This window comes from Kitasatospora sp. NPDC101801, from assembly GCF_044766665.1.
Lineage (GTDB): Bacteria > Actinomycetota > Actinomycetes > Streptomycetales > Streptomycetaceae > Kitasatospora.
Genome location: NZ_JBIWML010000011.1, coordinates 128,369 through 154,731, shown reverse-complemented (window position 1 = coordinate 154,731; position 26,363 = coordinate 128,369). Strand labels below are relative to the sequence as shown.

Below are 26,363 nucleotides of genomic sequence, written 5' to 3'. Positions count from 1 at the left end.
TGGGTGGCAGCGACTCACCTCGGCCGGGGGGGCGGGGCCCGCTGCCGTGTTCTTGTGTTCGCCATTCTGGTGGTCCCGCGTGAAAACGGGGGGGGGGGGGGGGGGCCCCCCCGGCCCCCCCCCCCCCCACGGGGGATGGATGGGTCAGGGACCGGTGACGGTCGACAGGCCGACGTTGTAGTCGGCGAGCCGGGCCACCTGATCGGGGCTCAGCACGCCCTGGTAGAGCCAGACATCGTCCAGCTCACCGGAGAAGTACTCGCCCCAGGCGCCGCCGGCCCTGGTCCGGCCGAACTGCAGACCGGCCGTCGCCTCGTACGGCTGCGGTGCCGTCGCCCAGGACACCTTCGGGGTGCAGCCGGTCCCTTCGGTGGCACAACCCTGGTTCTCCAACTGGCCGTTGACGTAGAGCCTGAGCTGGTCGGCGAAGGCGTCGTAGCTCACCGCGAGGTGCGTCCAGTTGTCCAGGACGGAGACCGCCGGGCTGTGCGTGGTGCTGGTCCGGACGGCTCCGGTGGCGTCCGAGTCACGCACCTCGGCCTGCCACTGGCCGATCGGCTGCTGGGTGGTGGCGTCGAGGCCCAGCGCATGCCAACGCACCGTCACCGAGGCGTTGTTGGCGCCCGGCATCGACAGCACGGTCATGTCGCGGGTCGGCGTGCCCGCGGTGTCGGCCCAGGCGGCCAGGGTGAAGCTCTGCCCGGTGTGCAGCGGCGCGGTGGCGGTCGCGGCGTAGCCGGTGGAGCCGTTCAGCAGCAGGCTGCCGGTGGTGGGGTAGAGCCCGCCGCCGGCGTTGACCGAGGCGCCGCCGCCGAGTTGGGCGCCGGCCTTCTTCGGGCCCTCGTCGGGGCTGGTGAGCGGCGTGCCGGCGGCCGCGTCGAGCTTCCAGCGGCCGGCCAGCTGGGGGCGCTGCTGCACCATGTCGCGGGCCTCGGTGGCGGTGACCACCCGGTCGTAGACCCGGGTGTCGTCGAGGTCGCCGCCGAAGAACTCGGAGACCACGCCCTCCCGGCTGACCGCGCCGAACTGCAGCGGGCCGGGCGTCGGCCACGGCGCGGTCTGGGTGTAGTCCGACTCGCCGACCAGGAAGCCGTTCAGGTAGAAGCGGAGCTTCTTGGCGGTGGTGTCGGAGACGCCGAGCAGGTGGGTCCACTCGCCGGTGGTGGCGCCGAAGCAGGGCACCCCGTTGGTGGTGGTGTCGGCCGTGCAGTCCGGCTGCATGGTCCGCACCAGGGTGTCGACGGCGGAGTCCTCCTTGTAGCGGCCGAAGATCCACCGCTTGTAGGAGGCGGAGTAGTAGAGCGAGAACTCGTTGTTGTGCTGGCCGACCTGGGTGACCGCGATCTTGGCGGCGGTGTCCGTGTCGGCCGGCTTGGGCAGCCGCGCCCAGGTCGAGACCGAGAAGTCCCGGCTGCCGTCCACCTGCGGGCGGGCGGTGCGGCCGTAGTCGTTCACGCCGTCGAAGTGCACGGCCGTGGCCGACACCCCGGGCCCGCCCGGCTGCGCGCCGCCGTACAGCGTGACCGGCTCGCTCTCCGCGGTCCCGGCGACGGTCGCGGTGTTCCCGTCCAGGTGCCAGACCGCCTTGGCCGGCAGACCGGCGGTCAGGGCCCGGTCGGTGGCGACGAGGCCCGCGTCCGCCGCGGACAGCGCCCGGTCCCAGACCTTGATCTCGTCCAGCCCACCCTGCCACGGGTCGTTGTAGCCGTCCCGCCAGCGGATCCGGCCGATCTCCAGCGGGCCGCGGGCCGACCAGGCGGCCGGGGCCGCGGCCGGCGCGCTCGGCGCGCCGTTCACATACACCGTCACGGTCTTGGCGGTCGCGTCGTAGACGCCGAGCAGGTGGGTCCACTGATTGAGCGTCACCGGCGTGGTGGAGCTCGCGACCTGCCAGTCGTACCCGGTCGAGGCGTCCTTGGTGCTGGTGAAGAAGGACCACTTGCCGCTGCGCAGGCCGAGGCTGAAGTGCGCCATCGAGTTGCCGGACTGCGAGACGGCGGCCCGGTTGTGCCCGGCGTCGGCCAGGTTGACCCAGGCGGAGACGGTGAAGCTCTTGGAGGTGTCCAGCACCGCACCCTGGGTTTCGGCGTAGCCGTTGACCGAGCCGTCCAGCGCCAGTCCCTCGGCCAGGTGGCCGGGGGCCGACTTCGCGCCGGCGGCCAGGGTCGCGTCGAACGACCCGCCAGTGCCGGCCAGCGTGCTGCCGGCCGCGTCGTCCATCGACCAGCCGGCCCGCTGCGGCTGACCGGCCAGCACGTTGAAGTAGTAGGTGGTGGGCGCGGACGCGTTCCCGGCGCCGTCCACCGCCTGGGCGGAGAGGAAGTGCAGGCCGGGCTTCTCGGGCAGGACGTCGACGGTCTGCGCCGCCCCGCCGGTGGTGGCCACCTGATGGGCGGCCGAGGGGGCGCTGTCCAGGCCCCACTGGTACTTCACGACGTCGGTGGCGGTCGAGTCCAGGGTGAAGGAGCCGTACTTGCCGACCCCGTCGGTCCAGGGCAGCGAGGCCGTCGCGTCACTCGAGCCGGGGTACGAGGAGGAGCCGATGACCGGTCCCGCGGGCGCGGAGTCGTCCACCAGGAAGTAGCAGCCGGTCGGGTCCCCGGCGGAGGACCAGGGGCTCCACTGGGCGCCGTCCCAGACCCGGACCTCCCAGTTCAGCCGGAGGTTGTGCGGCAGGCTGTCGGGCAGCGTGAGGGAGAACATCGAGCCGGAGCCCTTGAAGGTGCTGCCGTCGGGTGGCGTGTTGGCCGCACCGGTCGACCACCACTTGCGGGTGAGGCCGGCGCTGTCCCCGGAGTCCCAGGAGGCGCCGAACTGCACGCCCACGGCCTCGCCGTCGGGGTCGCTCGCCTTGGCGGTGATCTGCGGCATCTTGTTGATCCGGAGCGTCGCGCTCTGGCAGACCGAGCCCGGCGACATGGTCATGTCGCTCATCGCGGTCTGCTGCGGCGGCAGGTTGTACTGCACCCGCAGGAAGGCGTCGTCGGTCAGGCGCTTCCAGCCATAGGAGTCGCCCTCGTTCTCGGCCTTCAGGCCGAAGGTGACGGTGGGCCAGCCCCAGTTGGCAGCGTCCTGGACCAGGTCCTTCACCGCGCCCGTGGAGCCGAACTCCAGCCAGCCGCCAGCACAACTGCCGTTGAAGCCCTTGGCCGTGTTCATGGTCTGGAGCTTGCGGGTCCAGAAACTCGACTTGTCCTGGTCCTCCCAGTCCAGCCCGCGGGAGATGTAGCCGGTGTTCCAGAGCTCGACCGGCCGGGCGTTGCAGGAGTACGACCAGCTCTCGTAGGTGCCGAACTCGGCGCTGAGGATCTGCTTGCCGATGAACTGGCCGTTCGGGATCTGGAAGAACGCCCGCTTGACGTCCGTGGGCGCACAGCGGTTGGTGTCGCCGCAGTAGCCGACGCCCCAGTCGTGCACGTAGGTGCTGTTATACGTGAAGTGCCAGTAGGACTGGGTGGAGTAGTACCGCGACACACCCGCCCAGTCGGCGGCGTTCGGGGTGTTCCAGGCCGGGTCGATCATCACCGGGAACACCGTCCCCGGGTCACCCAGCATGCCCTGATCGGGTGTCAGGACCATCTTGTCCTGGACCGCCGGCAGGTCGACCTTGATCCGGGCCACCTTGGCGCCCTCGCCGGGGACCAGCCCGGCGAGCGGTGCGGCCTCGGCCGCGCCCGGAGCGGACAGGGCACGGGACCCGGCGCCGGACGGTGCGGCGACGACGGCCTGGCCGGCGGGTCCCGAGGAGTCCCACATCACCGGCGTGGGAGCCTCGAAGACGGTACCGCCCGCCCCCTTGTCGACGGCGGTGAGCGAGCCGTCGGGCGCCTGCTTGACCGTCAGGCCCTCGCCCTGCAGGCCCAGGCTGAGTTGCTTCAGCTCCGGGCTCTTCGCCGCCGCCGCGGTGTGCACCACGACGACCTGCGAGAAGCCGGTCCTGGTCGCGGTGAGCCGCAGGTCCACGTCCGGCAGGATCGACAGGTACTCGGCCGTGCTGCCGGTCAGCACCGGCTTGGGCAGCGGCTTCGGCCAGGTCAGCTTCAACTCCTTGCCGGAGTTGGCGATCCGTACCAGCGGCCGGCCGCTGCCACCGCCGGAGAACTCCACCTCGGCGGTGGCGCCCTTCGGCGCGACCGAGCCGTTCGGCAGGGTCCGCAGCGTCGGGTCGATGTCCAGCCAGGTGCCGTTCCTGCGGACCCGCCGGGGTTGGACGTAGGTGGTGGTCACCAGCCTGCCGTCCGGCTGCGCCGTCGTGTCGCTGGACTCGGTGCGCTTGGCACCCACCTCCACCGGCTTCCCGGTCCGCTTGGCCTCCGCGACGGCGGCACGCTCAGGTGCCCCGCCGTCGTCCGCGGCCGTCACCGGCGCCGTCGGCCCGGCCGCGACGGCCGGCGTCGGCTCCGATCCGATGAGCGCCACCACGGCCGTCGCTGCGGCCAAGATGCCGCTCGCGGACCGTCTCCACCCTGCTCTTACCACTGTTCCAGCCCCGAATTCTTGCAGATTGGGCAAAGTTCGAGCTGGATCATCAAACTGTCTTAAAGGACTGTCAATCCTTTATGAGAAGACGATGAGAGAAGGTACCGGTACCAGGGGCGACAAAAGCGGACACTCCGCAGCCGGGCATGTGGGACACATCACTTCGGGGCCTGCCTGACCGTCAGTTCTCGTACGGATCAACGGCGTTCGGTGTGGCCGTCCCGGGGGCGCGGGGGCGGATTTCGGTCAAATCTGCGGCGGCTCGGCCAACAGCTGGAGCCGGAGCGCCAGTTGGAGCTCCAGCGAGCGATCCGGGTGGTTCCAGTCGTGGCCGAGCAGGATCTCGACCCGGTCGAGGCGCTGGACCACGGTGTTCACGTGGACGTGCAGTTCGTCCTTGGCCCGGGTCAGGCTGCCGCCGCAGTCGAAGTAGGCGCGCAGGGTGCGGACCAGCTCGGTGCCCCGGCGGGCGTCGTAGTCGAGCAGCGGGCCCAGGGCGGCGCCGACGAAGGCCGCCACGTCGTGGCCGTCGCCGAGCAGCACGCCGAGGAAGCCGAGGTCGGCGGCCGACGCCCCGTCACCTTCGCGGCCGAGCACCCGCAGCGCCCGCACGCACCGCAGCCCCTCGGTGTACGCCGCCGCGAGCGCCACCGGCCCGGCGGCCACCCGGCCGGCGCCGACCGTGACCGGCACCCCGGCCAGCCGGGCCAGCCGGTCGGCGGCCAGCTCGGCCGCGCCGCCCGGGGTGCCGGCACCGTCCTCGGGCAGCAGCAGGACCACCGCCTCGCCGTGCTCGGCGCTGATCCCGCGCGAGCCGAACAGGTAGCGCGAGGCGGCACCGGCCAGCCGGGCCCGGTCGGCGGCCGGGACCGCCGCGACCAGCACCAGGTGCGGGCGGCCGAGGTCGACGCCGAGCCGGCGGCCCCGGGCGGTCAGTCCGGCCGGGTCGCGGTCGGGGGAGCTGAGCAGGTCGGCCAGCAGTTCGCCGCGGACCCGGTTCTCGGTCTCGGCCACCGAGCGGCGGAGCAGCAGCAGGAGCGCGGTGACCACCCCGGCCCGTTCGAACAGCCGGCGGTCGGCGTCGTCCAGGTCGGGCCGGTCGTGCAGCACGATGCTGCCGAGCGGCTCCTGACCGGCCAGCACCGCGCAGACCCAGCTGTCCCCGGCCCGGACCGCGCGGCCCTCGGCGCGCGAGGCGGCGACCGCGTCCGACAGTCCGTCAGCTCCCGGCGCGCGCCCGGCCAGGACGAGCCCCTCGGCGTCGCGTACGCCCACCTCCCCGCCGAGCAGGGCGGCCACCGCGGCCGCCACGTCGGGGACTTCGGCGCCGCGCAGCACCAGGTCGGTCAGCCGGTCGTGGGCCCGCTCGGCGCGCTGGACGGCGGCGGAGTGGGCCTGGATCACCGCGTTGGCGGCGTTCAGCTCGGCCAGTGCGGCCCGGGTGTCGGCCAGTGCCTTGGCGGTGTCCAGCGCGATCGCGGCGTGCGCGGCCAGCGTGCAGAGCAGCGCCACCTCGTCGGGGGAGAACGCCCGGGGTGACCGGTCGGCCGCGAACAGCACGCCGATCACCTGGCCGCCGAGCAGCAGCGGGACGCCGATGATCGCCACCAGGCCCTCGTCCAGCACCCCGGCGTCGATCTTGCCGGTGTGGTGGAACCGCTCGTCGGTCCGGTAGTCCGGGGTGGCGTACGGCCGGGCGGTCTGCGCCACCAGGCCGCCGAGGCCGTCGCCGAGGCTCAGCCGCAGGGTCTGGAACAGCACCGAGACCGAGCCGTCGGTGACCCGCATGTAGGTGTCCCCGGCGGCCTGGTCCGGCAGGGTCAGGTACGCGGTGTCGGTGCCCAGCAGCATCCGGGCCCGGCGGACGATCGCCTGCAGCACCGCGTCCAGGTCGCGGGAGGCGGCCAGGTCCCCCGCGGTGTCGAAGAGCGCGGTCAGCTCGGCCTCCCGGCGCCGGTGCTGACGCATCGTCCGGTGCACCCGCAGGGCCAGCCAGGTGGCGTCGTCGATCTCGGCCAGCACGGCGGCCGGTGCGCCCTGGCGGCGGGCCTCGGCGAGCACCTCGGCGAAGTCCTCGGTGGCGGCGCCGGAGGCGAGCAGGTCGAGCAGCCGCCGCAGGGCGGGGGCGGCGCTGGAGTGGGGGTGCGGGTCGTCCATGGTGCGGGCCATCGTGCCAGTTCTGCGGGGGTGGAGGAACGCCCGGTACCGAACCGGTACCGGGCGTTCCGGGACGGGGTTCAGACGCCGACGGGCTGCCCGGCCGGGGTCGCCGCGTCCTCGCCGATCCCGGCCAGGTCGCGGCCCCGGGTCTCCCGGGCGCAGACCACCGCGACCACGGTGATCGCGGCGGCGATCGCCACGTAGACGGCGATCGGGGTCGAGCTGCCGTAGTCCTTGAGCAGCGCGGTGGCGATCAGCGGAGCCGGGGCACCGGCCGCCACCGAGGCGAACTGGGAGCCGATCGAGGCGCCCGAGTACCGCATCCGGGTGGCGAACAGCTCGGAGAAGAAGGCCGCCTGCGGGGCGTACATCGCGCTGTGGAAGAACAGTCCGACGGTGATCGCCAGCAGCATCGAGCCGAAGCTCCTGGTGTCCACCAGACCGAAGAAGACGAACGCCCAGATCCCGACCCCGACCGCGCCGAACAGGTAGACCGGCTTGCGGCCGATCCGGTCCGAGAGCGCCCCGAACAGCGGGATCAGCGCGAACTGGATCGCCGAGGCGATCAGCACCGCGTTCAGCGCGGTCTGCTTCGGCAGGTGCACGTGGCCGACCGCGTAGGCCAGTACGAAGGTGGTCATCACGTAGTACGAGATGTTCTCCGCCATCCGGGCGCCCATCGCGGTCAGCACCTCGCGCCAGTGGTGGCGCAGCACCGCGAGCAGCGGCGGCTGCTCCGGGGCCAGCTTCCTGCGGGCCTCGGATGCCGCCAGCGCCTGCTTGAACAGCGGCGACTCGTCCACCGACAGCCGGATCCACAGCCCGACCATCACCAGCAGCGCGGACAGCAGGAACGGCACCCGCCAGCCCCAGGCGACGAAGTCCGCGTCGGACTGGACCGCCGTCATCAGCGAGAGCACCCCGGCCGCCAGCAGGTTCCCGGCCGGCGCGCCGCCCTGCGGCCAGGAGGCCCAGAAGCCGCGCCGCTTCGCGTCCCCGTGCTCGGAGACCAACAGCACCGCGCCGCCCCACTCACCGCCGAGCGCGAAGCCCTGCACCAGCCGCAGCAGGGTGAGCAGCAGCGGTGCCGCGACGCCGGCCTGATGGTACGTCGGCAGGCAGCCGATCAGGGTGGTCGAGCCGCCCATCAGCAGCAGGCTCAGCACCAGCAGCTTCTTGCGGCCCATCCGGTCGCCGAAGTGCCCGAAGACCAGTGCGCCGATCGGCCGGGCGGCGAAGCCGATCGCGTAGGTGAGGAAGGAAAGCAGGGTGCCGGTCAGCGGGTCGGAGTTGGGGAAGAAGACCTTGTTGAAGACCAGCGCGGCGGCTGTTCCGTACAAGAAGTAGTCGTACCACTCGATCGTGGTGCCGATCAGGCTGGCGCCGACCACCTTGCGGAGCGAAGCGCCTCGGGTTCTCGCTGCGTCGGGAGAACTGGCCATGGGGGTCACCTGTCTGGTTGCGGGCGGGCGGTGCGGGGGAGGCGGGCGAGGGGGATCAGTGTGCGGTCCAGCCGCCGTCCATCGGCAGGCTGGCCCCGGTGATGGAGGAGGCGTGCGGGGAGCAGAGCCAGAGGGCGAGCTGGGCCACCTCGTCGGCCTCGATCAGCCGTTTGACGGCGGTGCGGTCGAGCATGATCTGCTCCACCACCTCGTCCTCCCGGATGCCGTGCGCCAGGGCCTGGGCGGCGATCTGCTTCTCGACCAGGGCGGTGCGCACGTAGGCGGGGTTGATGCAGTTGCTGGTGACGCCGTACGGGGCCCCCTCCAGCGCGACGGTCTTGCTCAGCCCTTCGAGCCCGTGCTTGGCGGTCACGTACGCGGACTTGAAGGCGCTGGCCCGCAGGCCGTGCACGGACGAGATGTTGACGACCCGTCCCCAGTCCTGCGCGTACATGTGCGGCAGGGTGCGGCGCAGGATCCGGAACGGGGCCTCCACCATCACCCGCTGGATCAGCGCGAACCGGTCCGGCGGGAACTCGTGCACCGGCGCGACGTGCTGGAGCCCCGCGTTGTTGACGACGATGTCGGCGTCGTCCGGGAGCGCGTCCACCGCAGCCGGGTCGGAGAGGTCCGCGACGATCGCCTCACCGCCGAGCCGTCCGGCGAGTTCCTTGGCCGGCTCGGCCGCGAGGTCGACGACGTAGACCCGGGCGCCGGCGGCGGCGAAGACCTCGGCGCAGGCCCGGCCGATCCCCGAGGCGGCCCCGGTGACCAGCGCCGTGCGGCCGGCCAGCGAGTGGGCTGAAGTGGTGTCCATGGCCCAGAACGGTAGGAACCGGCGGCGCCGACTCCTATGTGCCGGGCCGCCACAGGTCCCGGCCGCTTCATGGGGCCTGACGCCACCCGGGTGCGCGGGCCGAGAAGGCCGGCCGGGCCAAACACCGGTCGCGACACCTTCCCTACAACGGGCGCCATTGCGTCACCCGTTCGGAGGATTGCCCGCCCAGATCCACCCATAGCGGCGAAATGCTCGCTACATTCACGCCGATTCCCGACAGGGGGCGCCGCTCCATGCACCGGGGGGACTGGTGAGGCGCTCGAGAGGTGTGACTGATATGCCCCAACGGCCTGCAACCGACAGCCCGGCGTACGGACCGCTCGACCCGCTCGACCCGCACCTCGATCCGCGCGAGGGGCCGTCCGGGGCCGTGCCCGGCGGGTCGCCCGGGGTGTCACCGCAGGTGGCCGAAGCGGCGGCCGGCCCCTCGGGTGCGGCGGGCCCAGCGGGCCCGTCCGGCCTGGACAAGACTCTGAACCCCCGGCTCGCCGCGCTGATCGAGGAGGCCGGTTTCTCGCACGCCGGGCTGGCCCGCCGGGTCGACCAACTCGGCCTGGAGCACGGCCTCGACCTGCGCTACGACAAGACCTCGGTGACCCGGTGGCTGCGCGGCCAGCAGCCCCGGGGCGCCACCCCCGCGCTGATCGCCGAGGTCTTCACCCGCAGGCTCGGGCGCCGGCTGACCGCGCTGGACATCGGCCTGGAGGCGTGCGCGCCGGTGTACGCGGGCCTGGAGTTCGCCGAGAGCCCGCAGGAGGCCGTCGACATCGTCGCCAGCATGTGGCACAAGGACACCGGCCAGCAGTCCGAGCTGCGCCGGATCGCCTTCACCCCGGCCGGCCTGGTGGTGCCCAGCCGGGACTGGCTGATCGGCCGCACCGACGAGCGGGTGGCCCGGGACGGTTCCGTCCCCGGCCTGCCACCAGGGCCCCCTGACGCCACGTCAGGGCGCGTGCAGCTGCCCGGGGCCCGATCGGGCCCGCCCACCGCCCGGGGCGCCGTGCGGGCCCCTCAGCCCGGTCTGCTGCGGGTGCCCACCCAGAGTCGCGGCGGGCTGCCGCAGTCCGCCCTGGAGGCCACCGAGGCCCGCGAGCAGCGTCCACCGCTGCGGGTCGGCCGGGGTGACATCGCCGCCATCCGCGCCGTCGGCGACCTGTTCCGCGCGCTGGACCACGCCTACGGCGGTGGTCACGCCCGGCAGGCGCTGGTCAGGTACCTGGAGAGTGAGGCCGAGCCGATGCTGCGCGGCCGGTACGGCGAGCAGATCGGCCGGGCCCTGTTCGGCGCCGTCGCCGACCTGACCCGGCTGGCCGGCTGGACGTCCTTCGACATCGCCGCGCACGGCCTGGCCCAGCGGTACTTCGTCCAGGCGCTCCGGCTCTCCCAGGCGGCGGGGGACCGGGTGCTCGGCGGCTACGTGCTCACCACCATGAGCCAGCAGGCGGTGCACCTCGGCCACGGGCGGGAGGCGATCCAGCTGGCCCGGGTGGCCCAGCAGGGCGTCGGCGCGGCCGCCGCGCCGACCGTGCAGTCCCTGATGCACGCGGCCGAGGCCCGCGGCCACGCCCTGCTCGGCGACGTACGCTCCTGCACCACCGCTCTGGTCCGCTGCGAGCGAGCCCTCGGGGTCGCCCGCCCCAACGACGAACTGCCCTCCTGGGCACGCTACTTCGACGAAGCCCAGCTGGCCGACGAGTTCGCGCACTGCTACCGCGACCTCCAGCAGTGGCGCCCGGCCGCCCAGCACGCCGAGAAGTCGCTCCGGCTGCGGGCGCCCGCCTACGCCCGCAGCCGGATCCTCTGCCGCCTGGTGCTGGCCGGCTCCCGGCTGGGCCTCGGCGAGATCGACGACGCCTGCTCGCTGGCCACCGAGGCGCTCCGGGCGGCCGGGGAGATGCGCTCCGCCCGCACGGTCGAGTACCTGCGGGACTTCCACCGCCGGCTGACCCCCTACCGGGCCAACCAGTCCGCCCGGGCCTTCGACGAGGCGGCCCGGCAGTCGGGGGTGATCTGAGGAGGGGTCGGCCGAGGGGCCGTCACCAGCTCTCCGCGCTGAGCCGGGGGCGGCCCTCCGGAGCCGGCTGCCGGTCCTGCCCCCGGAAGCGCTGGGCCAGCAACGGGAAGAGCAGGACGGAGAGCATGCCCGCGCCGACCAGGGCCGCGGCGGTGGAGGACGGCATCCGCCCGGCCTCCACCTCGATGGTGGTGATGACCACCACCAGCGGCAGCGCGGTGGCGCCGAACAGGCCGAGCGCCAGCCGGTCCCGGCCCGGCAGTCCGGGCGGGGCCAGCAGGGCGGCCGGGACGCCGCGCAGCGCGGCGAGCAGCAGCAGGAAGACCGGGACGAGCAGCAGGGTGCCGGGGTCGGAGAGGAGCGCGTCCAGGTCGAAGTTCATCCCGCTGACCACGAAGAAGATCGGCACCAGGAAGCCGAAGCCGATCCCTTCGAGCTTGGCCTCGATCACCTCCTCCGCCGCCTCGGGCACCCCGGCCAGCAGCAGCCGGGAGACGATCCCGGCGGTGAAGGCGCCCAGCAGCATGTCCAGGCTTAGCCAGATCGCGGCGCTGACCATCACGGCCAGCACCAGGATCACGGTCCGGACGGCGAACTGACCCGAGGTCCGCAGGGTCCGCCGGATCAGCCGGGTCACCACGTCCGGGCGCGGGCGCCGGGCGTAGCCGACGGCGAGTGCGGTGAGCACCGCGAACGCCCCCAGGATGACGGCCGACTTGGCCGGGGTGTTGCCGCTGAGCAGCACGGCGATCGCGATGATCGGGCCGAACTCGCCGACCGCGCCGGTGGCCATCGTCATCGCGCCGAACGGGCTGGGCAGCGCACCGGAGTCGCGCAGGATCGGCAGGATGGTGCCGAGCGCGGTGGTGGTCAGCGCCAGGCCGGCGAAGGCGCCGTTCAACGGGTCACGGTTGATCAGGGCGCCCGCGCCGAGCGCGATCGCCAGCGTGATCAGCCAGGCGCCGACGGCCCGCTTCAGCGGACCGCCGCGCAGCCGGGCGAAGTCGATCTCGTACCCCGCGAGGAACATCAGCATCGCCAGGCCGAACTGGGACAGCGCGTCGACCAGGTCGCCGACCTCCGCCCAGCCGAGCACGTCCGGGCCGATCAGCACGCCGAGCACGATCTCGAACACCACGGTCGGGATCGCCAGCCAGCGTTGCAGCCGGTCGGCGAGCAGCGGTGCGGCCACCGCGCACGCCGGGATGAGGACCAGCGTCACCGCGTCCACGCTGTCGCCCGTCATCGACGGAATGTCCGACTATGAGTCATATCGGCATACTGGCACGCCGGATCCACCCCACCCCCGAGGCAACGCCGCCCAGACACAATGGCTCCGCCGACCCTGTTGGCAGGTGCTCAGCCCGCTACGGAGTCAGGGGCTCGGGTGACTGCGCTGCGGGCTCAGCCATCAGGGGCTCGGGGAACTGCGACGCCGGCCTCGTTCAAGGTGATCGTTGCGTGGGTGGTCAGGCACTTTCGCAGTGACCCGAGCGCCAGATCTCCTCGCAGTTCCCCGAGCCCCTGGATAGTGCAACTGACTCGCCTGCCAAAGGCGCAGCACCGAGCCCCTGGGCCGGAGGCTAGGCTGCTTCGGCCGCCGTAGCCGTGACCGGGAGCCGGAGGTCGCGGAGGACGGACTGGGCGGCCCGCCGGCCGGAGACCAGGGCGCCCTGGACGGTGCTGGTGTCCCGGTGGTCGCCGCAGACGTACAGGCCGGCCAGCACCCGGACCGGGCGGCGGAAGTTGTGCGGCGGCGGCATCGCGGGAACGGCGTCCGGTACGTGCCGGACCGTCAGGAACTCCCAGTGCGCCGCGGCGGAGCCGTACAGGTGCACCAGACGCCGCCGGAGCACCGGCTCGAACCCTGCCGGGCCGCCCTGGTCGAACCGGCGCCGCCCGAGCACGGTGGTGGCGATCAGCGCCCGCCCCGGCGGTGCGTACGAGGGGTGCAGGTCGCTGAGCACCAGCGAGTGGGAGAGCACCGGGCGTCCGTCCGGCCGGTCGGCGTCGAGCAGCAGCACCGGCTCGTCCAGCGGCGAGCGGTCGGCGGCGTGGAAGTAGGTGGTGACGGGGTGGAAGTCCGGCACCCGCAGCCCGGGGAGCAGCAGTGCGGCCGACTGCGGATCGGTGGCCAGCACGACGGCCCGGGCGGCGATCCGGCCGTGCGCGGCGGTCTGCACGCCGTCGGCGGCGACCGAGGTGACCCGGACCCCGAGCCGGAGCGTCCCCGCGGGCAGGCCCTCGGCCAACTGCTGCGGTACGGCGGCCAGTCCGGCCGCCGGGAGACAGAGCCGGCCGCGCGCGTACGAGCGCAGCACCAGGTCGGCGACCCGGCTGCTGGTGCCGAGCGCAGGGTCGCTGAGCAGGGCGCCGAGCAGCGGGCGGAGCAGGCCGTCCACGGTGCGCGGCGGCAGCCCGCGGTCGGTCAGCGAGCGGGCGGTGGTGGTCTCCGGCCGGGCCAGCAGCCGAGGTGCCGGGGTGGCGGCCAGCCGGCCGAAGGTGGCGGCGAGCCGGGCCCGGTCCAGTGGACTGCCCAGCGGGCCCCGGGCGGTGGCCTGCCGGGCCGGGTTCTGCTGCGGATCACCGAACCGGTGGCGCCGCCCCGCGCTGTGCACCAGGACGCCCGGGGCGAGCGGGCAGAGCGCCAGTCGCCCCAGGTCGAGCACCCGGCCCGGCTCGGGGAAGTCGGTGTTGAGCAGTTGGCCGCCGTGGTCGAGGCGGAAGCCGTCCAGCTCCCGCCCCGCCGTCCGGCCGCCGATCCGTTCGGTGGCCTCCAGCACCTGGACGGTGAGGCCCCGGCCGGTCAGGGCGCGGGCGGTGGCCAGACCGGCGAGTCCGGCGCCGACCACCACGACGTCCGGGTCGGACGGGCGGCCGGTGCGGCGGGTGAAGTCATGTGCGGGCACGAGTGTGCTCCCTCCCTGGTCCCGGGGCGGCGGCCGGGCAGGCCGCAGGGTGCCGGGACACGGTCCTCGCTTGTGATGCCCCGTCAGTCGGCGAATCAGGCCGGGAGTTCCGTCTCAATCGGGGAGGAGCGGGGACAGGGGACGGGGCACGGTCACGGACCGTGCGCCGGAAGGGCGCGTTCGCGGGGTCCCGGGCGCGTACGGTCACCGGAGGCGCGCAGTGCGCCGTACACCTGCTGCCGTGCGCCCCCTGCGCTGTCCCGGCCCGCCGGGCCCGGGGAACCTTGTCCCGCCGGTCCTGGCCGGCCTCCGCCGGGCGGTCAGACCGCCGCCCGCACCGCCGCCTCCGCCGTCGGGTGCGCGAACCGGAAGCCCGTGGCCAACAGCCGCGCCGGGACCGCCCGGTGACTGCCCACCACCTCCACCGCCATGTCGCCGAGCACCGCCTTGAGTGCGAACTCCGGCACCGCGAAGACGGTCGGCCGACCCAGCGCGCGGCCGATCAGCTCGGTCAGCTCGCCGTTGGTGACCGGCTCGGGGCCCGCCAGGTTGAACGGACCGGACAGCTCCGGGGTGTCGATCAGGTGGCGCAGTGCGGCCACCTCGTCGGCGAGCGAGATCACGCTCCAGTACTGCTGCCCGTCCCCGAGCCGCCCGCCGAGGCCCAGCCGGAACAGCGGGAACAGCCGTCCGCCCGCGCCGCCCTCGGCGGAGAGCACCAGTCCGGTCCGGGCGTGTGCGACCCGGATGCCCGCCTCCTCGGCCGGGCGGGTGGCGGCCTCCCACTCGACGCAGACCCGGGCCAGGAAGTCGTCGCCGGGCGGCGCCTCCTCGTCGATCACCCGGTCCCCGGTCTGCCCGTAGTAGCCGACCGCCGAACCGCTGACCAGTACCCGGGGCGGCTCCGCGAGCTCGGCCAGCGCACCGGCCAGCGTCTCGGTGCCGAGCACCCGGCTGTCCCGGATCTCCTGCCGGTACGCGTCGGTCCAGCGGCGGTCGCCGACCCCGGCGCCCGCCAGGTGCACCACCGCCTCCACCCCGTGCAGCCCGGCCCGGTCGATCTGCAGCAGGGGCGGATTCCAGCCGACCCCGACGGTGCCGTCCGGCTGCACCCCGGTCCTGGACCGCTGCCGCACCAACCGCACCACCTCGTGCCCGTCCGCGAGCAGCGAGCGGACGAGCGCCGAACCGATCAGACCTGTGGACCCAGTCACCGCGATACGCATGCCCCCATCCTGGCAGCCGTCCCCGCCCGACGGGCCGTCAGGCCCGCCGGGAGGACCGTTCCGATGTCCGGGCGGCGGCACCGGCAGCTCGCCTACCATGGCGGCCATGGGAGTGAACGGTGCAGCTGACCTGACCATACGGACCGCCCGGCAGCAGGACGAGCCCGAGCTCGCCCGCCTCGACCGGGTCTCCTGGTCCTGGCTCAGCGACGTGGTCCCGCAGCCCCCCGAGGATGCCGGGATCTTCGACGAACGCCGCCCGCCCGAGCGGTTCCTGGTGGCGGAGTCGGCGGGCCGGGTGGTCGGCTACGTCCAGCAGGGCCCCGCCACCCCGCTGGCCAGCAACAGCCACGTCCGGCAGATCCAGGGCTTCGTGGTCGACCCCCAGGCGCGCGGCCGGGGCATCGGCCGGGCCCTGATCGAGGCCGCCTGCGACCGGGCCCGCGCCGAGGGCATCCGCCGGATGACGCTCCGGGTGCTCGCCCACAACGCCCCGGCCCGGCGGGTCTACGAGAGCTGCGGCTTCGAGGTGGCCGGCGTGCTGCCGGAGGAGTTCTGGTTGGACGGCGCGTACGTGGACGACGTCTGGATGGGCCGCCAGCTCTGACGGCCTGACGGACCGTCAAGCTCCAAGCGGCTGACGGGGCGAACGGGTGAACGGTACGGTACCGCCGTGACCTACTCGACGCCGCCCGGCTGGTACCCCGTGCTCGACCCGGGACCGGACGGGGGTGCCCAGGAGCGCTGGTGGGACGGCGGGGCGTGGACCGCCGAGGTCCGCCCCGTGGACACCCCGCCCGCAGCCCCGAAGCGCAGGGCCCGGGCCGGGCTGGTGGTCGCCCTGGCGCTGGTCGTGCTGGCGGGCGCGGCGGGGGTGCTGGTCTGGGTCAACCGGGACGACGGACCGGCCGCCGGGCCGTCGGCCGCACCGCCGGCGGTGACGGGCAGCCCGAGCGTTTCCTCCACACCGAGCCCGAGCGCGAGCCCGAGCCCCGCACCGACACCGAGCCCGAGCCCGACCCCGGTGGCGCCCAGCCGCCCCCCGCTGTCCTCCACCCGCTCGGTGCAGGACCTGTCGCGCGGCTGGGAGGTGCCCGTCCCGGCCGGCTGGCGGATCGACGACCACGGCGACAAGGTGACCCTGCAGTTCTCCACCAAGCCGTACTCCTGCGACGTCGGCAGCGGCAGCTGCGTCCGGGCCAACTTCACGGTGGTGGCCGCCCGGTCCGAGGGCGCCTCGGCCCAGGCGGTGGCCCGGGCCGAGATGGCCACCTACGCACCCGTCCTGTACGGGGACCTCACCTCGACCAGCGTCGTGGTCTCGGCCCCCGTCACGGTAGCGGGCGTGACCGGCTACGCCGAACGCCGCCGGGTGGAGCCGGTCAAGGGCGTCCCCGGCTACGTCCTGGTGGTGGCGGTCCGGGCAGCCGGCGGCGGCTTCACCGTGCTGGTCGGTTCGGCCGACGAGCACCCGGACGCCCCCTCGCCCGAACTGCTCGACCAGCTGGTCGCCGCCATCCGCCCGCTGCCGGGCAGCAGCTCCGGCGGCGGCACCGGGGCGTCGGTCTAGGGGCTGTCCCCTTGACCGGGTCGGGCGTTGCGGCGCCGGGGCACGCGCCCTCCTGCCCGGCATCGGGCAGGAGGCGCCCTTCGCGGGCTGCTCGTCGGTCGCCGATGCTCCGCATGGACTCTCCCCCAACCTTGAGCCGGGGGACCCCCGCCCAGCCTGCGGCATCCCCGCCTTCGGCCGGGGGACCCCCGCCCAGCCTGCGGCATCCCAGCCTCGGCGGTGGGGCCCCTTCTCGGCACCGCCGAGCCACGCACCCCACCACCGCCCGCTGATCCGACCCGATCGAGGGGACAGCCCCGGGCCCGGCACCGGCGAGCCGCCGACGGGCCGTCAGCTCAGCCCGCCGCCTTGGCCCGGTGGACGAACTCCGCGATCAGCTCCGGGTCCTTGACCCCGCGGCGCACCTCGACCCCGCTGGAGACGTCCACGCCCCACGGCCGGGCGGCCGCGATCGCCTCGGCCACGTTGGCCGGGCCGAGCCCGCCGGCCAGCATCCAGGACCCGCTCGGCGGGTTGGCGCCCAACTCGGACCAGTCCCACGGCCGGCCCGAACCGGGCACCGGTGAGTCCAGGATCAAGAGGTCCTCGCCGAAGTCGCCGCAGGCCGCGCCCGCCCCGGCGGCCGCCGAGGTGGCCCGGACCAGTTGCAGACCGAGGTCCCGCAGCCCGGCGAAGGCGGCCGGCGGGTGGTCACCGTGCAGCTGGACGGCCCGCACCCCGGCCGCCGTGGCGGCCTCCCGGACCTCGGCCGACGGCTCCCGGCCGAACACCGCCACGGTCAGCACCCCTTCGGGCACCAGCTCGGCCAGCCGCCGGGCGGCCGCCGGTTCGATCCGGCGGGGGCTCTCGGTCAGCACGAAGCCGATCGCGTCGGCACCGGCCGCGACGGCGGCCGCGACGTCCTGCGCGGTGCTCAGACCGCAGATCTTGACGAACACTGTCCTGGTGTCTCCCGTTCCGCCGGGCCCGTGCCGGGGCGCATTCCCCGGCCCCGCCGACCCGAGTACGGTACGCGCCGACCGCCGTTGGGGACACCACGCGACCGGGCGTCAGCCCCCGTACAGCTCCCAGAGCCGGGGGAACCGCTTCGCCATCTGCTCGGCGTCCTCGAAGTCGAAGCTGTCGCCCTCCGGCCGGCGCGGCTGCGGTGTGCCGAGATCGGGCAGCGGCAGGCCGGTCAGCTGTTCGTGCGCCTCGTCGGCGGCGTAGCCGAGGTCCTCGGCGTCGCCGTCCTCCTCCTCGTCGAAGTCCGGCACCAGCTCCGCCAGGTCGTCCGGCTGGTGCAGCGCGCCCTCGAAGACCTCCCGGCCCTGGCCGATCAGCCAGCACCGGAAGAAGTCGAAGGTGTCCTCCGAGGCACCGTCCAGCAGCAGGTACGCCGCCGCCCACAGGTCGTAGCGGTAGGCCCGCTGGAACCGTGCCTCGAACAGCCGGGCGAAGTCCACCACGTCATCCGGCGTCAGCTGCGCCAGCCGTTCCACCAGCGCCTCGGCCTGGTCGTCCGGATCGCCCTCGGCTGCGTCCCTGGTCTCGTCGATCAGTTGCCAGAAGTCCGTCTCGTACATCACCGCTCCAGCATCGCCGTTCGCCGGGCCTCCCGCACGCGAGGCGGCCCGCGAAACGCGGAACCCCGCGCCGTCCGGGTGGACGACGCGGGGTTCCGGGTGGTCTGACGCCCTTACAGGCCGAGCTCGACCTCGAACTCGCCGGCCTCGAGGATCTCCTTGACCGCGACCAGGAAGCGGGCGGCGTCGGCGCCGTCCACCAGGCGGTGGTCGTAGGAGAGCGAGAGGTAGGTCATGTCACGGATGCCGATGACGGGGCTGCCGTCGACCTCGATGACGACCGGGCGCTTGACGGTGGCGCCGATGCCGAGGATGGCCGCCTGGTTCGGCGGCACGATCACGGTGTCGAACAGCGCACCGCGCGAGCCGGTGTTGCTGATGGTGAAGGTGGCACCGGACAGCTCGTCCGGGCTGATCTTGTTGCCGCGGACCTTGCCGGCCAGCTCGGCGGTCTTCTTGGAGATGCCGGCGATGTTGAGGTCGCCCGCGCCCTTGATGACCGGGGTCATCAGACCCTTCTCCGAGTCCACCGCGATCCCGATGTTCTCGGAGTCGAAGTAGGTGATGGTGCCCTCGTCGCCGTTGATCCGGGCGTTGACCACCGGGTGGCTCTTCAGCGCCTGGGCGGCGGCCTTGACGAAGAACGGCATCGGGGACAGCTTCACGCCCTCGCGGGCGAGGAAGGAGTCCTTGGCCTTGCCGCGCAGCTGCATGATCTTGGTGACGTCCACCTCGACCACGCTGGTGAGCTGGGCCTGCTCGTGCAGGGCCTTCATCATGTTGTCGCCGATGACCTTGCGCATCCGGGTCATCTTGACCGTCTGACCGCGCAGCGGGGACGCCACGGCGGCGGCCTTCGGAGCAGCGGCGGCGGCGGGCGCGGCGGCCGGGACGGCCTTCGCGGCCTCGGCGGCGGCGATCACGTCCTGCTTGCGGATCCGACCGCCGACACCGGTGCCGGTGACGGAGGAGAGCACGACGCCCTGCTCGGCCGCGAGCTTGCGGACCAGCGGGGTGACGTAGCCGTCCGAGCCGTCGGCGGCCGGGGCGGCCTGCGCGACCGGAACGGCGACCGGAGCCGGCGCGGCCACGGGGGCCGGCGCGGCGACCGGGGCGGGAGCCGGGGCAGCGGCCACGGGGGCCGGAGCGGCCACCGGAGCGGGCGCGGGGGCGGCGACCGGGGCCTCGACGACCGGGGCCGGAGCCGGGGCGGCCGGGGCAGCGGCGGCGGCCGGAGCCGCACCCGCCGCACCGATCAGCGCGAGCTGCGCGCCGACCAGGGCGGTCTCGTCCTCGCCGACCAGGATCTTCACCAGCACACCGGCGACCGGCGACGGGATCTCGGTGTCGACCTTGTCCGTGGAGACCTCGAGCAGCGGCTCGTCGATCGCGACGGTCTCACCCTCGGCCTTCAGCCAGCGGGTGACGGTGCCCTCGGCGACCGACTCGCCCAGGGCGGGGAGCAGCACCGGGGTGGCGTCGGCGGCGGGCGCGGCAGCGGCCGGAGCGGCAGCCGGGGCGGCGGCCACGGGGGCCGGCGCGGCGACGGGCGCCTCGGCGACCGGGGCGGGGGCGGCCGGAGCGGCCTCCGCGACCGGGGCGGCGGCGGCGACCGGCGCACCGGAACCGTCGTCGATGATCGCCAGCTCGGCGCCGACCGCGACGGTCTCGTCCTCGCCGACCTTGATCGAGGCCAGGATGCCCGAGGCCGGAGCCGGGATCTCGGTGTCGACCTTGTCGGTCGAGACCTCGAGCAGCGGCTCGTCGACCTCGACCCGGTCACCCTCGGCCTTCAGCCAGCGGGTGACGGTGCCTTCGGAAACGCTCTCGCCCAGCGCGGGCAGTGTTACTGAGACCGCCATGGTTTCAGCGACTCCTATCAAGTCTTGCGTACAGGAATGGGTGAACTGCCGGGGATGAGCGCGGATCAGTCGTGCGCGTGCAGCGGCTTGCCGGCCAGCGCCAGGTGCGCCTCGCCGAGGGCCTCGGACTGCGACGGGTGCGCGTGGATGAGCTGCGCGACCTCGGAGGGCAGCGCCTCCCAGTTGTAGATCAGCTGGGCTTCGCCGACCTGCTCACCCATGCGGGCACCGACCATGTGGACACCCACCACGGCGCCGTCCTTGACCTGGACCAGCTTGATCTCGCCGGCGGTCTTGAGGATCTTGCTCTTGCCGTTGCCGGCCAGGTTGTACTTGAGCGTGACGACCTTGTCCTTGCCGTACAGCTCGACGGCCTTGGCCTCGGTGATGCCGACGGAGGCCACCTCCGGGTTGCAGTAGGTGACCCGCGGCACGCCGTCGTAGTCGATCGGCACGGCCTTGAGGCCGGCCAGCCGCTCGGCGACCAGGATGCCCTCGGCGAAGCCGACGTGCGCCAGCTGCAGGGTCGGGACCAGGTCACCGACGGCCGAGATGGTCGGCACGTTGGTACGCATGTACTCGTCGACCAGGACGTAGCCGCGGTCCATCGCGACCCCGGCCTCCTCGTAGCCGAGACCGGCCGAGACCGGGCCGCGGCCGATGGCGACCAGCAGCAGGTCGGCGTCGATCTGCTTGCCGTTCTCGGTGGAGACCCGGACGCCGTCCTGGGTGTACTCGACACCGGAGAAGCGGGCCTTCAGCTCGAACTTGATGCCGCGCTTGCGGAAGGCGCGCTCCAGCAGCTTGGAGGAGTTCTCGTCCTCCAGCGGGGCCAAGTGCGGCAGGGCCTCGACGATGGTGACCTCGACGCCGAAGGACTTCCAGACCGAGGCGAACTCGACACCGATCACGCCGCCGCCGAGGATGACGGCCGACTTCGGGATGCGGTCGAGCTTGAGCGCGTGGTCCGAGGAGATCACGCGGTCGCCGTCGATGTTCAGGCCGGGGATCGACTTCGGCACCGAGCCGGTGGCGAGGACGATGTGACGTCCCTCCACCCGCTGGCCGTTGACGTCCACCGAGGTCTGCGAGGAGAGCCGGCCCTCGCCCTGGATGAAGGTGACCTTGCGGGAGGCCACCAGGCCCTGCAGGCCCTTGTACAGGCCGGCGATCACGTCGTCCTTGTACTTGTGGACGCCGTTGATGTCGATGCCCTGGAACGTGGCCAGGACGCCGAACTCGGCGGCTTCCTTGGTCTCGTCGGCGATCTCGGCCGCGTGCAGCAGGGCCTTGGTCGGGATGCAGCCGCGGTGCAGGCAGGTGCCGCCCAGCTCACCCTTCTCGATCAGCGCAACGCTCAGACCCAGCTGCGCTGCACGGAGCGCCGCGGCGTAACCGCCGCTTCCGCCTCCGAGAATGACTACGTCGAAAACGGTGCTGGCGTCGTTCGCCACGTCACGTCCTCCATGCAAAGGGGTGCGGTTCGCCGGGCCGGTCGCGGTCCGGTGGGGCAGGGCGCCCTTGTAAGGCGCCCAGTCGTCCGGGAGTACATCCTCGCACTTGTTCGCGGCGGCTGATGGCCGGGGCTGCCCCGGACAGCACGGCCGGTTGCCAGGAGGGCTGCCGGAGGTCCCGTACGCCAGGGTATATCCGCAGCTCACAGCCGTGCGACCAACCGGGGGAGGGCAGGCGGGGGCGGCCGGAAGGTCAAGGTGTTCCACCGTACGGAACAAAGTTTCGCCCGCGGCGAACACGCGTTGTCAGAAACGGTCGAATCCACTACTGGTCGGTAACCGAAAACAGCGGGGCCCGGCGCCACCCGGCGCCGGGCCCCGCTGGTGCTCGGGGAGGTCAGGCCGCGCCGTTGGCGGCGGTGTCCTCGGCGAACCGGAGCAGGGTGCGGATCGCGCTGCCGGTGCCGCCCCGGGGGGTGTAGCCGAACGGCCCGCCCTCGTGGAACGCCGGGCCCGCGATGTCCAGGTGCGCCCAGTCGATGCCCTCGGCGACGAACTCCTTCAGGAACAGACCGGCGACCAGGCCGCCACCCATCCGCTCACCCATGTTGGCGAGGTCGGCGATGGTGGTCTCGGTCATGCCCTTGCGCAGCTCGACCGGCAGCGGCATCGGCCAGGACTGCTCGCCGGCCGCCTCGGCGGTGGCGTGCAGGCGGTCGCGCAGCTCGTCGGTGTTGGCCATCACACCGAAGATCCGGTTGCCCAGGGCCAGCACCATGGCGCCGGTCAGGGTGGCGACGTCGACGATCACGTCGGGCTGCTCCTCGCCGGCCCGGACGATCGCGTCGGCCAGCACCAGGCGGCCCTCGGCGTCGGTGTTCAGCACCTCGACGGTCTTGCCGCCGTACATCCGGAGCACGTCACCCGGGCGGGTGGCGGTGCCGGACGGCATGTTCTCGGCCAGCGCGAGCCAGGCGGTCACGTTGACCTGGAGGCCGAGCCGCTTGGCCGCGACCACGGTGGCGAACACGGCGGCGGCGCCGGCCATGTCGCACTTCATGGTCTCGTTGTGGCCGGCCGGCTTGAGCGAGATGCCGCCCGAGTCGTAGGTGATGCCCTTGCCGACGAAGGCGAGGGTGGCCTTGGCCTTCGGGTGGGTGTACGCCACCTTCACCAGCCGGGGCGGGTTGGCCGAGCCGGTGCCGACGCCGAGCAGGCCGCCGAAGCCGCCCTTGGCGAGCGCCTTCTCGTCCAGCACCTCGACCTTGAGGCCGTGCTCCTTGCCGGCCGCCTGGGCGATCGCGGCGAAGGACTTCGGGTTGAGGTCGTTCGGCGCGGCGTTGACCAGGTCGCGGGCGCGGTTGATCTCCTCGCCGACGGCGGTGGCGCGCTCGACGGCGGCCTTGGCGTCCTTGCTGCCCTTGCGCTCGGTCAGCACGACCAGCTCGCCGACCGGTGCCTTGCCCTCGCCGGTGCGGTAGGTGCCGTACGAGTACGCGCCGAGCAGGCCGCCCAGGGCGACCGCCTCGATCTCCTCAGCGGAGCCGGCGGGCAGCGCCAGCGCGGCCTTCTTGGCGCCCGCGAGGGTGCGGGCGGCGACGCCGGCCGCCTTGCGCAGGGTCTCCAGCGAGTGGCCCTGCTCGGCCTCGCCGAGGCCGACCGCGAGCACGAGCGGAGCCTTGACCCCTGCGGGAGCGGGAAGCTTGACCGCCTCGCCCTCGGCACCCGTCGCGCCCAGGGTGGCGAGCAGCTCGGCCAGCTTGCCGTCGAACGCCTCGGCCACGGCCTCCGAGCCGGTCGCGAGCAGCAGGCCCTTCGGGCCCTTGGCCACGCCGATCACCAGGGCGTCCGCGCGCAGCGAGGCGGCGGAGGAGGTGCTCACAGACAGTGCAGTCACTAAACGATCCTGTTCTTTCGCGGTCCAAGCCGGGTGCGGCGCCGATGCCGCACCGGCAACGACCCCGGGCGTGCTCCGCTGGAACAGGGCGCAGGGGTCACGGTGCTCACCGCATGGTAGTCCGCATGCTGGGATACCGCCGCCCCGGCTGCCCATCTGATCCGGTCACGGTGCGTGAGGAGGAGCCACCGACCCCCGGCCGCTAGCTCTCTGACGAGGCGTCAGAGGAGGGCCAGGGCGACCAGGGCCCCGGTGGCGGCGGTCTCCGCCGCCGCGCCGAGCACGTCACCGGTGATCCCGCCGAACCGCCGGACGCAGCGGCGCAGCAGCAGTCCGGCGCAGAGCAACCCCGCGGTCAGCGCGAGCGGCAGTGCGGGGGACATCAGGTACAGCCCGAGGGCCAGGAGTGCCGACAGCCCGAGGGCGGCGGGCCACCGCACCGTGGCGGCGACCATCGCGCCGAGCCCGCCCGGCCGGGCGGCCGGGACCGAGTGCAGGCAGCCCCAGGTGAGCGCGGCGCGGGCGGCCAGCGCGGCGGTCAGCACGGCGAGTGCGCCGCGCCACGGGGAGAGCTCGAACTGCCCGGCCAGCGCGGCGATCTGAGCCAGCAGCACCAGCAGCAGCGTCAGGACGCCGAACGGGCCGATGTCCGACTGCTTCATGATCCGCAGCGCGTCCTCGGCCGGTTTCCCGCTGCCGAGCCCGTCCGCCACGTCCGCCAGGCCGTCCAGGTGCAGCCCCCGGGTCAGCCCGGCCAGGACGGCCACCGCCGTCACCGCGCCGAGCAGCGGCCCGCCGCGCCAGGCGAGCAGGGCGCCCGCGCCCGCCGCGACCGTGCCGAGCACCAGCCCGACCAGCGGGGCGGCCAGCATCGCCCGCCCGCCGGTCTCCCGGTCCCAGCGGTCCACCCGGACCCGCAGCACCGACAGCGTGCCGAAGGCGAACCGCAGTCCGTCGAACATCAGCCCCGGGTGAGCAGCTCGGCCGCGGTCGGCAGCCGAGGCGGCTCGACCGGGCCGCGCTCGGCCACGGTCATCGCCGGGACCTCGGCGGGGTCGGCCAGGGTGTCGGCGGCGGCCTGCAGCAGCGGCAGCGCGAGCAGGGCGCCGACGCCCTCGCCCATCGTGACGTCCAGGCCCTGAAGGGGCGTCAGGGTCAGCCGGTCGTACGCCTTCGCCTGGGCGGGCTCGCCGGTGGACTGCCCGGCCCGCCACCACTCGGGGGCCCGGAAGGCGATCCGCTGGGCGACCAGCGCGCAGGCGGCCGAGACCACGCCGTCCAGCACCACCGGCAGCTTGCGGGCGGCGGACTGGAGCAGGAAGCCGGTGATCGCGGCGAAGTCCGCGCCGCCGACGGCGGCGAGCAGCGCGAGCTGGTCACCGAGCACCGGGCGGGCCCGGCGCAGCGAGTCGCGGACGGCCGCGCACTTGACCATCCAGGTCCGGTCGTCGACGCCCGAGCCCCGGCCGGTGACGGCCGCCGCGTCCGTCCCGCACAGCGCGCCGACCAGGACGGCGGCCACGGTGGTGGAGCCGACCCCGAGGTCGCCCAGCACCACCAGGTCGGTCCCGGCGTCGGCCTCCTCGTCGGCGATCGCCATCCCGGCCCGGAACGCCTCGATCGCCTCGGCCTCGCTGAGCGCGTTCTCCTGGTCGATCCGGCCGGAGCCCCGGCGGACCCGGAAGCGGCTCACCTCGGCCGGGAACTCGCCCGGATCGGCGTCCACCGCGACGTCCACCACCCGCAGCCCGGCGCCGTACCGGCGGGCCAGCACGGCCACCGGGGCGGTGCCGTCCAGCACCGCGTGCACCCGGCGGGCGGTGCCGCCGTCGGCGGGCAGCCGGGAGACGCCGGCCGCGGCGATCCCGTGGTCCGCCGCGAACAGCAGCACCTTGGTGGCGGTCAGCGGCTTCACCGGCGAGCTGCCCTGTACGGAAGCCAGCCAGCTGCCCAGTTCCTCCAGCTGCCCGAGGCCGCCGCGCGGCTTGTCGAGCTGCTGCCAGCGCTCCTCGCCGGCCCGGCGAGCGCTCTCGTCGGGGCGCTCCACGAGGGAGGAGAAAGTGTCGAGATCCACGGTGGTGTCCATCGTCCGGAAGGCTACACGCCAGTGGGTTTGACGGTCAGTACCTGCCCCGCGACCACCAGCAGGACCTGCTCCGAGGCGTCGGCGACCGCCATGTTCAGCCGCCCCAGGGTGTCCCGGAACCGCCGCCCGGCCGCAGTGGCCGGGACCACGCCCATCCCCACCTCGTTGCTCACCGCGATCACCTGACGGCCGGTCACCCGCCAGGCTGCCGCGAGCGCGTCGCAGCGCCGCTGCACGGCGGTCTCCGCGCCGTCGTACCAGGCGTCGTCGTCCCAGGCCCCGCACTCGTCCATCACGGCGGTCAGCCAGAGCGCCAGGCAGTCGATCAGCACCGGCGCCGGGTCGGCCCGGTCCGCCAGTACGGCCTCCAGCGCGCAGGTCTCGGCGGTCCGCCAGCTCGCCGGGCGGCGCTCCCGGTGCAGTTCGACCCGCCGGGCCCAGTCCTGGTCGCCGTCCCGCCGGCCGCTGGTGGCCACGTACAGCACGTCGGAGTGGTCGGCCAGCAGCTGCTCGGCCCGGGTGGACTTGCCCGACCGGGCGCCGCCGAGGATCAGGGTGCGGGGGAGTGCCATACCGCCCATCCTCTCCCACGAGGCTTGGGGCGCCGCCGGGCGGGCACGCTAACCTGCGCAGCAGAACCGAGAAGCGAGGAGCCGGGCATGGTCTGGACGTGGCGGTACGAGAAGGCGGACGGCACCCTCGTCCAGCAGCCCGGCGAGCAGGAGGAGTTCCCCGGGCAGGGGGACGCCGAGTCCTGGATCGGCGAGGAGTGGAAGGACCTGCTGTCGAAGGGCATCGAGCAGGTCGTCCTGCTGGACGACGGCAAGGTGATCTACACCATGAGCCTTCAGGAAGGCTGAG

General features: G+C 73.7%; 19 protein-coding genes. 4 read left to right on the top strand and 15 right to left on the bottom strand.

Annotated elements, in window-relative coordinates:
* Positions 1-144 precede the first annotated feature (144 nt).
* From ACIRPK_RS16105 to ACIRPK_RS16090, 4 genes are all read right to left on the bottom strand, one after another.
* Positions 145-4,440 (bottom strand): LamG domain-containing protein, encoded by a 4,296-nt coding sequence (locus ACIRPK_RS16105; RefSeq protein ID WP_403038618.1) that lies wholly within the window; start codon positions 4,438-4,440, stop codon positions 145-147.
* A 285-nt stretch (positions 4,441-4,725) separates the two neighbouring features.
* Entirely contained in the window at positions 4,726-6,648 is a 1,923-nt protein-coding gene (locus tag ACIRPK_RS16100) for a helix-turn-helix domain-containing protein (protein WP_403038615.1), read from the bottom strand.
* 68 nt (positions 6,649-6,716) lie between these two features.
* Entirely contained in the window at positions 6,717-8,081 is a 1,365-nt protein-coding gene (locus tag ACIRPK_RS16095; RefSeq protein ID WP_403038611.1) for an MFS transporter, read from the bottom strand.
* A 55-nt stretch (positions 8,082-8,136) separates the two neighbouring features.
* Complete coding sequence (locus ACIRPK_RS16090; protein WP_403038608.1) at positions 8,137-8,898, bottom strand: 3-hydroxybutyrate dehydrogenase; 762 nt, start codon at positions 8,896-8,898, stop codon at positions 8,137-8,139.
* 298 nt (positions 8,899-9,196) lie between these two features.
* Between ACIRPK_RS16090 and ACIRPK_RS16085 the strand changes: the two genes are divergently transcribed.
* Positions 9,197-10,933 carry a regulator gene (locus ACIRPK_RS16085; RefSeq protein WP_403038605.1) on the top strand — a complete coding sequence of 579 codons (1,737 nt, stop codon included), beginning with the start codon at positions 9,197-9,199 and terminating at the stop codon, positions 10,931-10,933.
* Between the two features lie 22 nt (positions 10,934-10,955).
* Here the strand turns inward: ACIRPK_RS16085 and ACIRPK_RS16080 are convergent, their stop codons facing one another.
* From ACIRPK_RS16080 to ACIRPK_RS16070, 3 genes are all read right to left on the bottom strand, one after another.
* A complete protein-coding gene (locus ACIRPK_RS16080; protein ID WP_403038602.1) occupies positions 10,956-12,179 on the bottom strand; it encodes a cation:proton antiporter in 1,224 nt (407 codons plus the stop codon).
* Between the two features lie 337 nt (positions 12,180-12,516).
* The gene (locus tag ACIRPK_RS16075) at positions 12,517-13,842 is read right to left on the bottom strand and encodes an NAD(P)/FAD-dependent oxidoreductase (RefSeq protein ID WP_403038600.1); all 1,326 of its coding nucleotides are present in this window, start codon (positions 13,840-13,842) and stop codon (positions 12,517-12,519) included.
* A 320-nt stretch (positions 13,843-14,162) separates the two neighbouring features.
* Complete coding sequence (locus ACIRPK_RS16070; RefSeq protein ID WP_403038597.1) at positions 14,163-15,068, bottom strand: TIGR01777 family oxidoreductase; 906 nt, start codon at positions 15,066-15,068, stop codon at positions 14,163-14,165.
* 106 nt (positions 15,069-15,174) lie between these two features.
* Between ACIRPK_RS16070 and ACIRPK_RS16065 the strand changes: the two genes are divergently transcribed.
* Together ACIRPK_RS16065 and ACIRPK_RS16060 are read left to right on the top strand one after the other, a co-directional pair.
* A complete protein-coding gene (locus ACIRPK_RS16065; RefSeq protein WP_403038594.1) occupies positions 15,175-15,675 on the top strand; it encodes a GNAT family N-acetyltransferase in 501 nt (166 codons plus the stop codon).
* A gap of 66 nt (positions 15,676-15,741) precedes the next feature.
* The gene (locus tag ACIRPK_RS16060; protein ID WP_403038591.1) at positions 15,742-16,638 is read left to right on the top strand and encodes a DUF2510 domain-containing protein; all 897 of its coding nucleotides are present in this window, start codon (positions 15,742-15,744) and stop codon (positions 16,636-16,638) included.
* A gap of 335 nt (positions 16,639-16,973) precedes the next feature.
* Here ACIRPK_RS16060 and ACIRPK_RS16055 read toward each other — a convergent pair whose 3' ends face one another.
* The 8 genes from ACIRPK_RS16055 to cobU all read right to left on the bottom strand — a co-directional run bounded on the left by ACIRPK_RS16055 (position 16,974) and on the right by cobU (position 26,074).
* A complete protein-coding gene (locus ACIRPK_RS16055) occupies positions 16,974-17,576 on the bottom strand; it encodes a phosphoribosylanthranilate isomerase (RefSeq protein ID WP_403038588.1) in 603 nt (200 codons plus the stop codon).
* Between the two features lie 111 nt (positions 17,577-17,687).
* Positions 17,688-18,203, bottom strand: coding sequence for a DUF4240 domain-containing protein (locus tag ACIRPK_RS16050; protein WP_403038703.1), 516 nt, complete (start codon positions 18,201-18,203; stop codon positions 17,688-17,690).
* Positions 18,204-18,316: 113 nt separating this feature from the next.
* The gene (gene sucB / locus ACIRPK_RS16045) at positions 18,317-20,065 is read right to left on the bottom strand and encodes a 2-oxoglutarate dehydrogenase, E2 component, dihydrolipoamide succinyltransferase (RefSeq protein WP_403038585.1); all 1,749 of its coding nucleotides are present in this window, start codon (positions 20,063-20,065) and stop codon (positions 18,317-18,319) included.
* Positions 20,066-20,130: 65 nt separating this feature from the next.
* On the bottom strand, positions 20,131-21,519 hold the full coding sequence (gene lpdA / locus ACIRPK_RS16040) for a dihydrolipoyl dehydrogenase (protein ID WP_403038583.1): 1,389 nt from the start codon (positions 21,517-21,519) through the stop codon (positions 20,131-20,133).
* Between the two features lie 397 nt (positions 21,520-21,916).
* On the bottom strand, positions 21,917-23,416 hold the full coding sequence (locus ACIRPK_RS16035) for a leucyl aminopeptidase (RefSeq protein WP_403038580.1): 1,500 nt from the start codon (positions 23,414-23,416) through the stop codon (positions 21,917-21,919).
* Positions 23,417-23,637: 221 nt separating this feature from the next.
* Positions 23,638-24,378 (bottom strand): adenosylcobinamide-GDP ribazoletransferase, encoded by a 741-nt coding sequence (locus tag ACIRPK_RS16030; RefSeq protein ID WP_403038577.1) that lies wholly within the window; start codon positions 24,376-24,378, stop codon positions 23,638-23,640.
* Entirely contained in the window at positions 24,378-25,502 is a 1,125-nt protein-coding gene (gene cobT, locus ACIRPK_RS16025; RefSeq protein ID WP_403038574.1) for a nicotinate-nucleotide--dimethylbenzimidazole phosphoribosyltransferase, read from the bottom strand. Before cobT ends, ACIRPK_RS16030 begins: the two co-directional genes overlap by 1 nt.
* A gap of 11 nt (positions 25,503-25,513) precedes the next feature.
* Positions 25,514-26,074: a bifunctional adenosylcobinamide kinase/adenosylcobinamide-phosphate guanylyltransferase gene (gene cobU / locus ACIRPK_RS16020; protein WP_403038571.1), complete on the bottom strand. Its 561-nt coding sequence runs from the start codon at positions 26,072-26,074 to the stop codon at positions 25,514-25,516.
* 87 nt (positions 26,075-26,161) lie between these two features.
* Between cobU and ACIRPK_RS16015 the strand changes: the two genes are divergently transcribed.
* Complete coding sequence (locus ACIRPK_RS16015; RefSeq protein ID WP_403038568.1) at positions 26,162-26,362, top strand: hypothetical protein; 201 nt, start codon at positions 26,162-26,164, stop codon at positions 26,360-26,362.
* Position 26,363 lies beyond the last annotated feature (1 nt).

Bases quoted from the DNA above. Each gene is read 5' to 3' on its own strand.
- ACIRPK_RS16100 (WP_403038615.1), bottom strand. From the start codon at position 6,648: ATGGCCCGCACCATGGACGACCCGCACCCCCACTCCAGCGCCGCCCCC.
- ACIRPK_RS16095 (WP_403038611.1), bottom strand. From the start codon at position 8,081: ATGGCCAGTTCTCCCGACGCAGCGAGAACCCGAGGCGCTTCGCTCCGC.
- ACIRPK_RS16090 (WP_403038608.1), bottom strand. From the start codon at position 8,898: ATGGACACCACTTCAGCCCACTCGCTGGCCGGCCGCACGGCGCTGGTC.
- ACIRPK_RS16085 (WP_403038605.1), top strand. From the start codon at position 9,197: ATGCCCCAACGGCCTGCAACCGACAGCCCGGCGTACGGACCGCTCGAC.
- ACIRPK_RS16080 (WP_403038602.1), bottom strand. From the start codon at position 12,179: ATGACGGGCGACAGCGTGGACGCGGTGACGCTGGTCCTCATCCCGGCG.
- ACIRPK_RS16070 (WP_403038597.1), bottom strand. From the start codon at position 15,068: ATGCGTATCGCGGTGACTGGGTCCACAGGTCTGATCGGTTCGGCGCTC.
- ACIRPK_RS16065 (WP_403038594.1), top strand. From the start codon at position 15,175: ATGGGAGTGAACGGTGCAGCTGACCTGACCATACGGACCGCCCGGCAG.
- ACIRPK_RS16050 (WP_403038703.1), bottom strand. From the start codon at position 18,203: ATGTACGAGACGGACTTCTGGCAACTGATCGACGAGACCAGGGACGCA.
- sucB (WP_403038585.1), bottom strand. From the start codon at position 20,065: ATGGCGGTCTCAGTAACACTGCCCGCGCTGGGCGAGAGCGTTTCCGAA.
- ACIRPK_RS16030 (WP_403038577.1), bottom strand. From the start codon at position 24,378: ATGTTCGACGGACTGCGGTTCGCCTTCGGCACGCTGTCGGTGCTGCGG.
- cobT (WP_403038574.1), bottom strand. From the start codon at position 25,502: ATGGACACCACCGTGGATCTCGACACTTTCTCCTCCCTCGTGGAGCGC.
- cobU (WP_403038571.1), bottom strand. From the start codon at position 26,074: ATGGCACTCCCCCGCACCCTGATCCTCGGCGGCGCCCGGTCGGGCAAG.
- ACIRPK_RS16015 (WP_403038568.1), top strand. From the start codon at position 26,162: ATGGTCTGGACGTGGCGGTACGAGAAGGCGGACGGCACCCTCGTCCAG.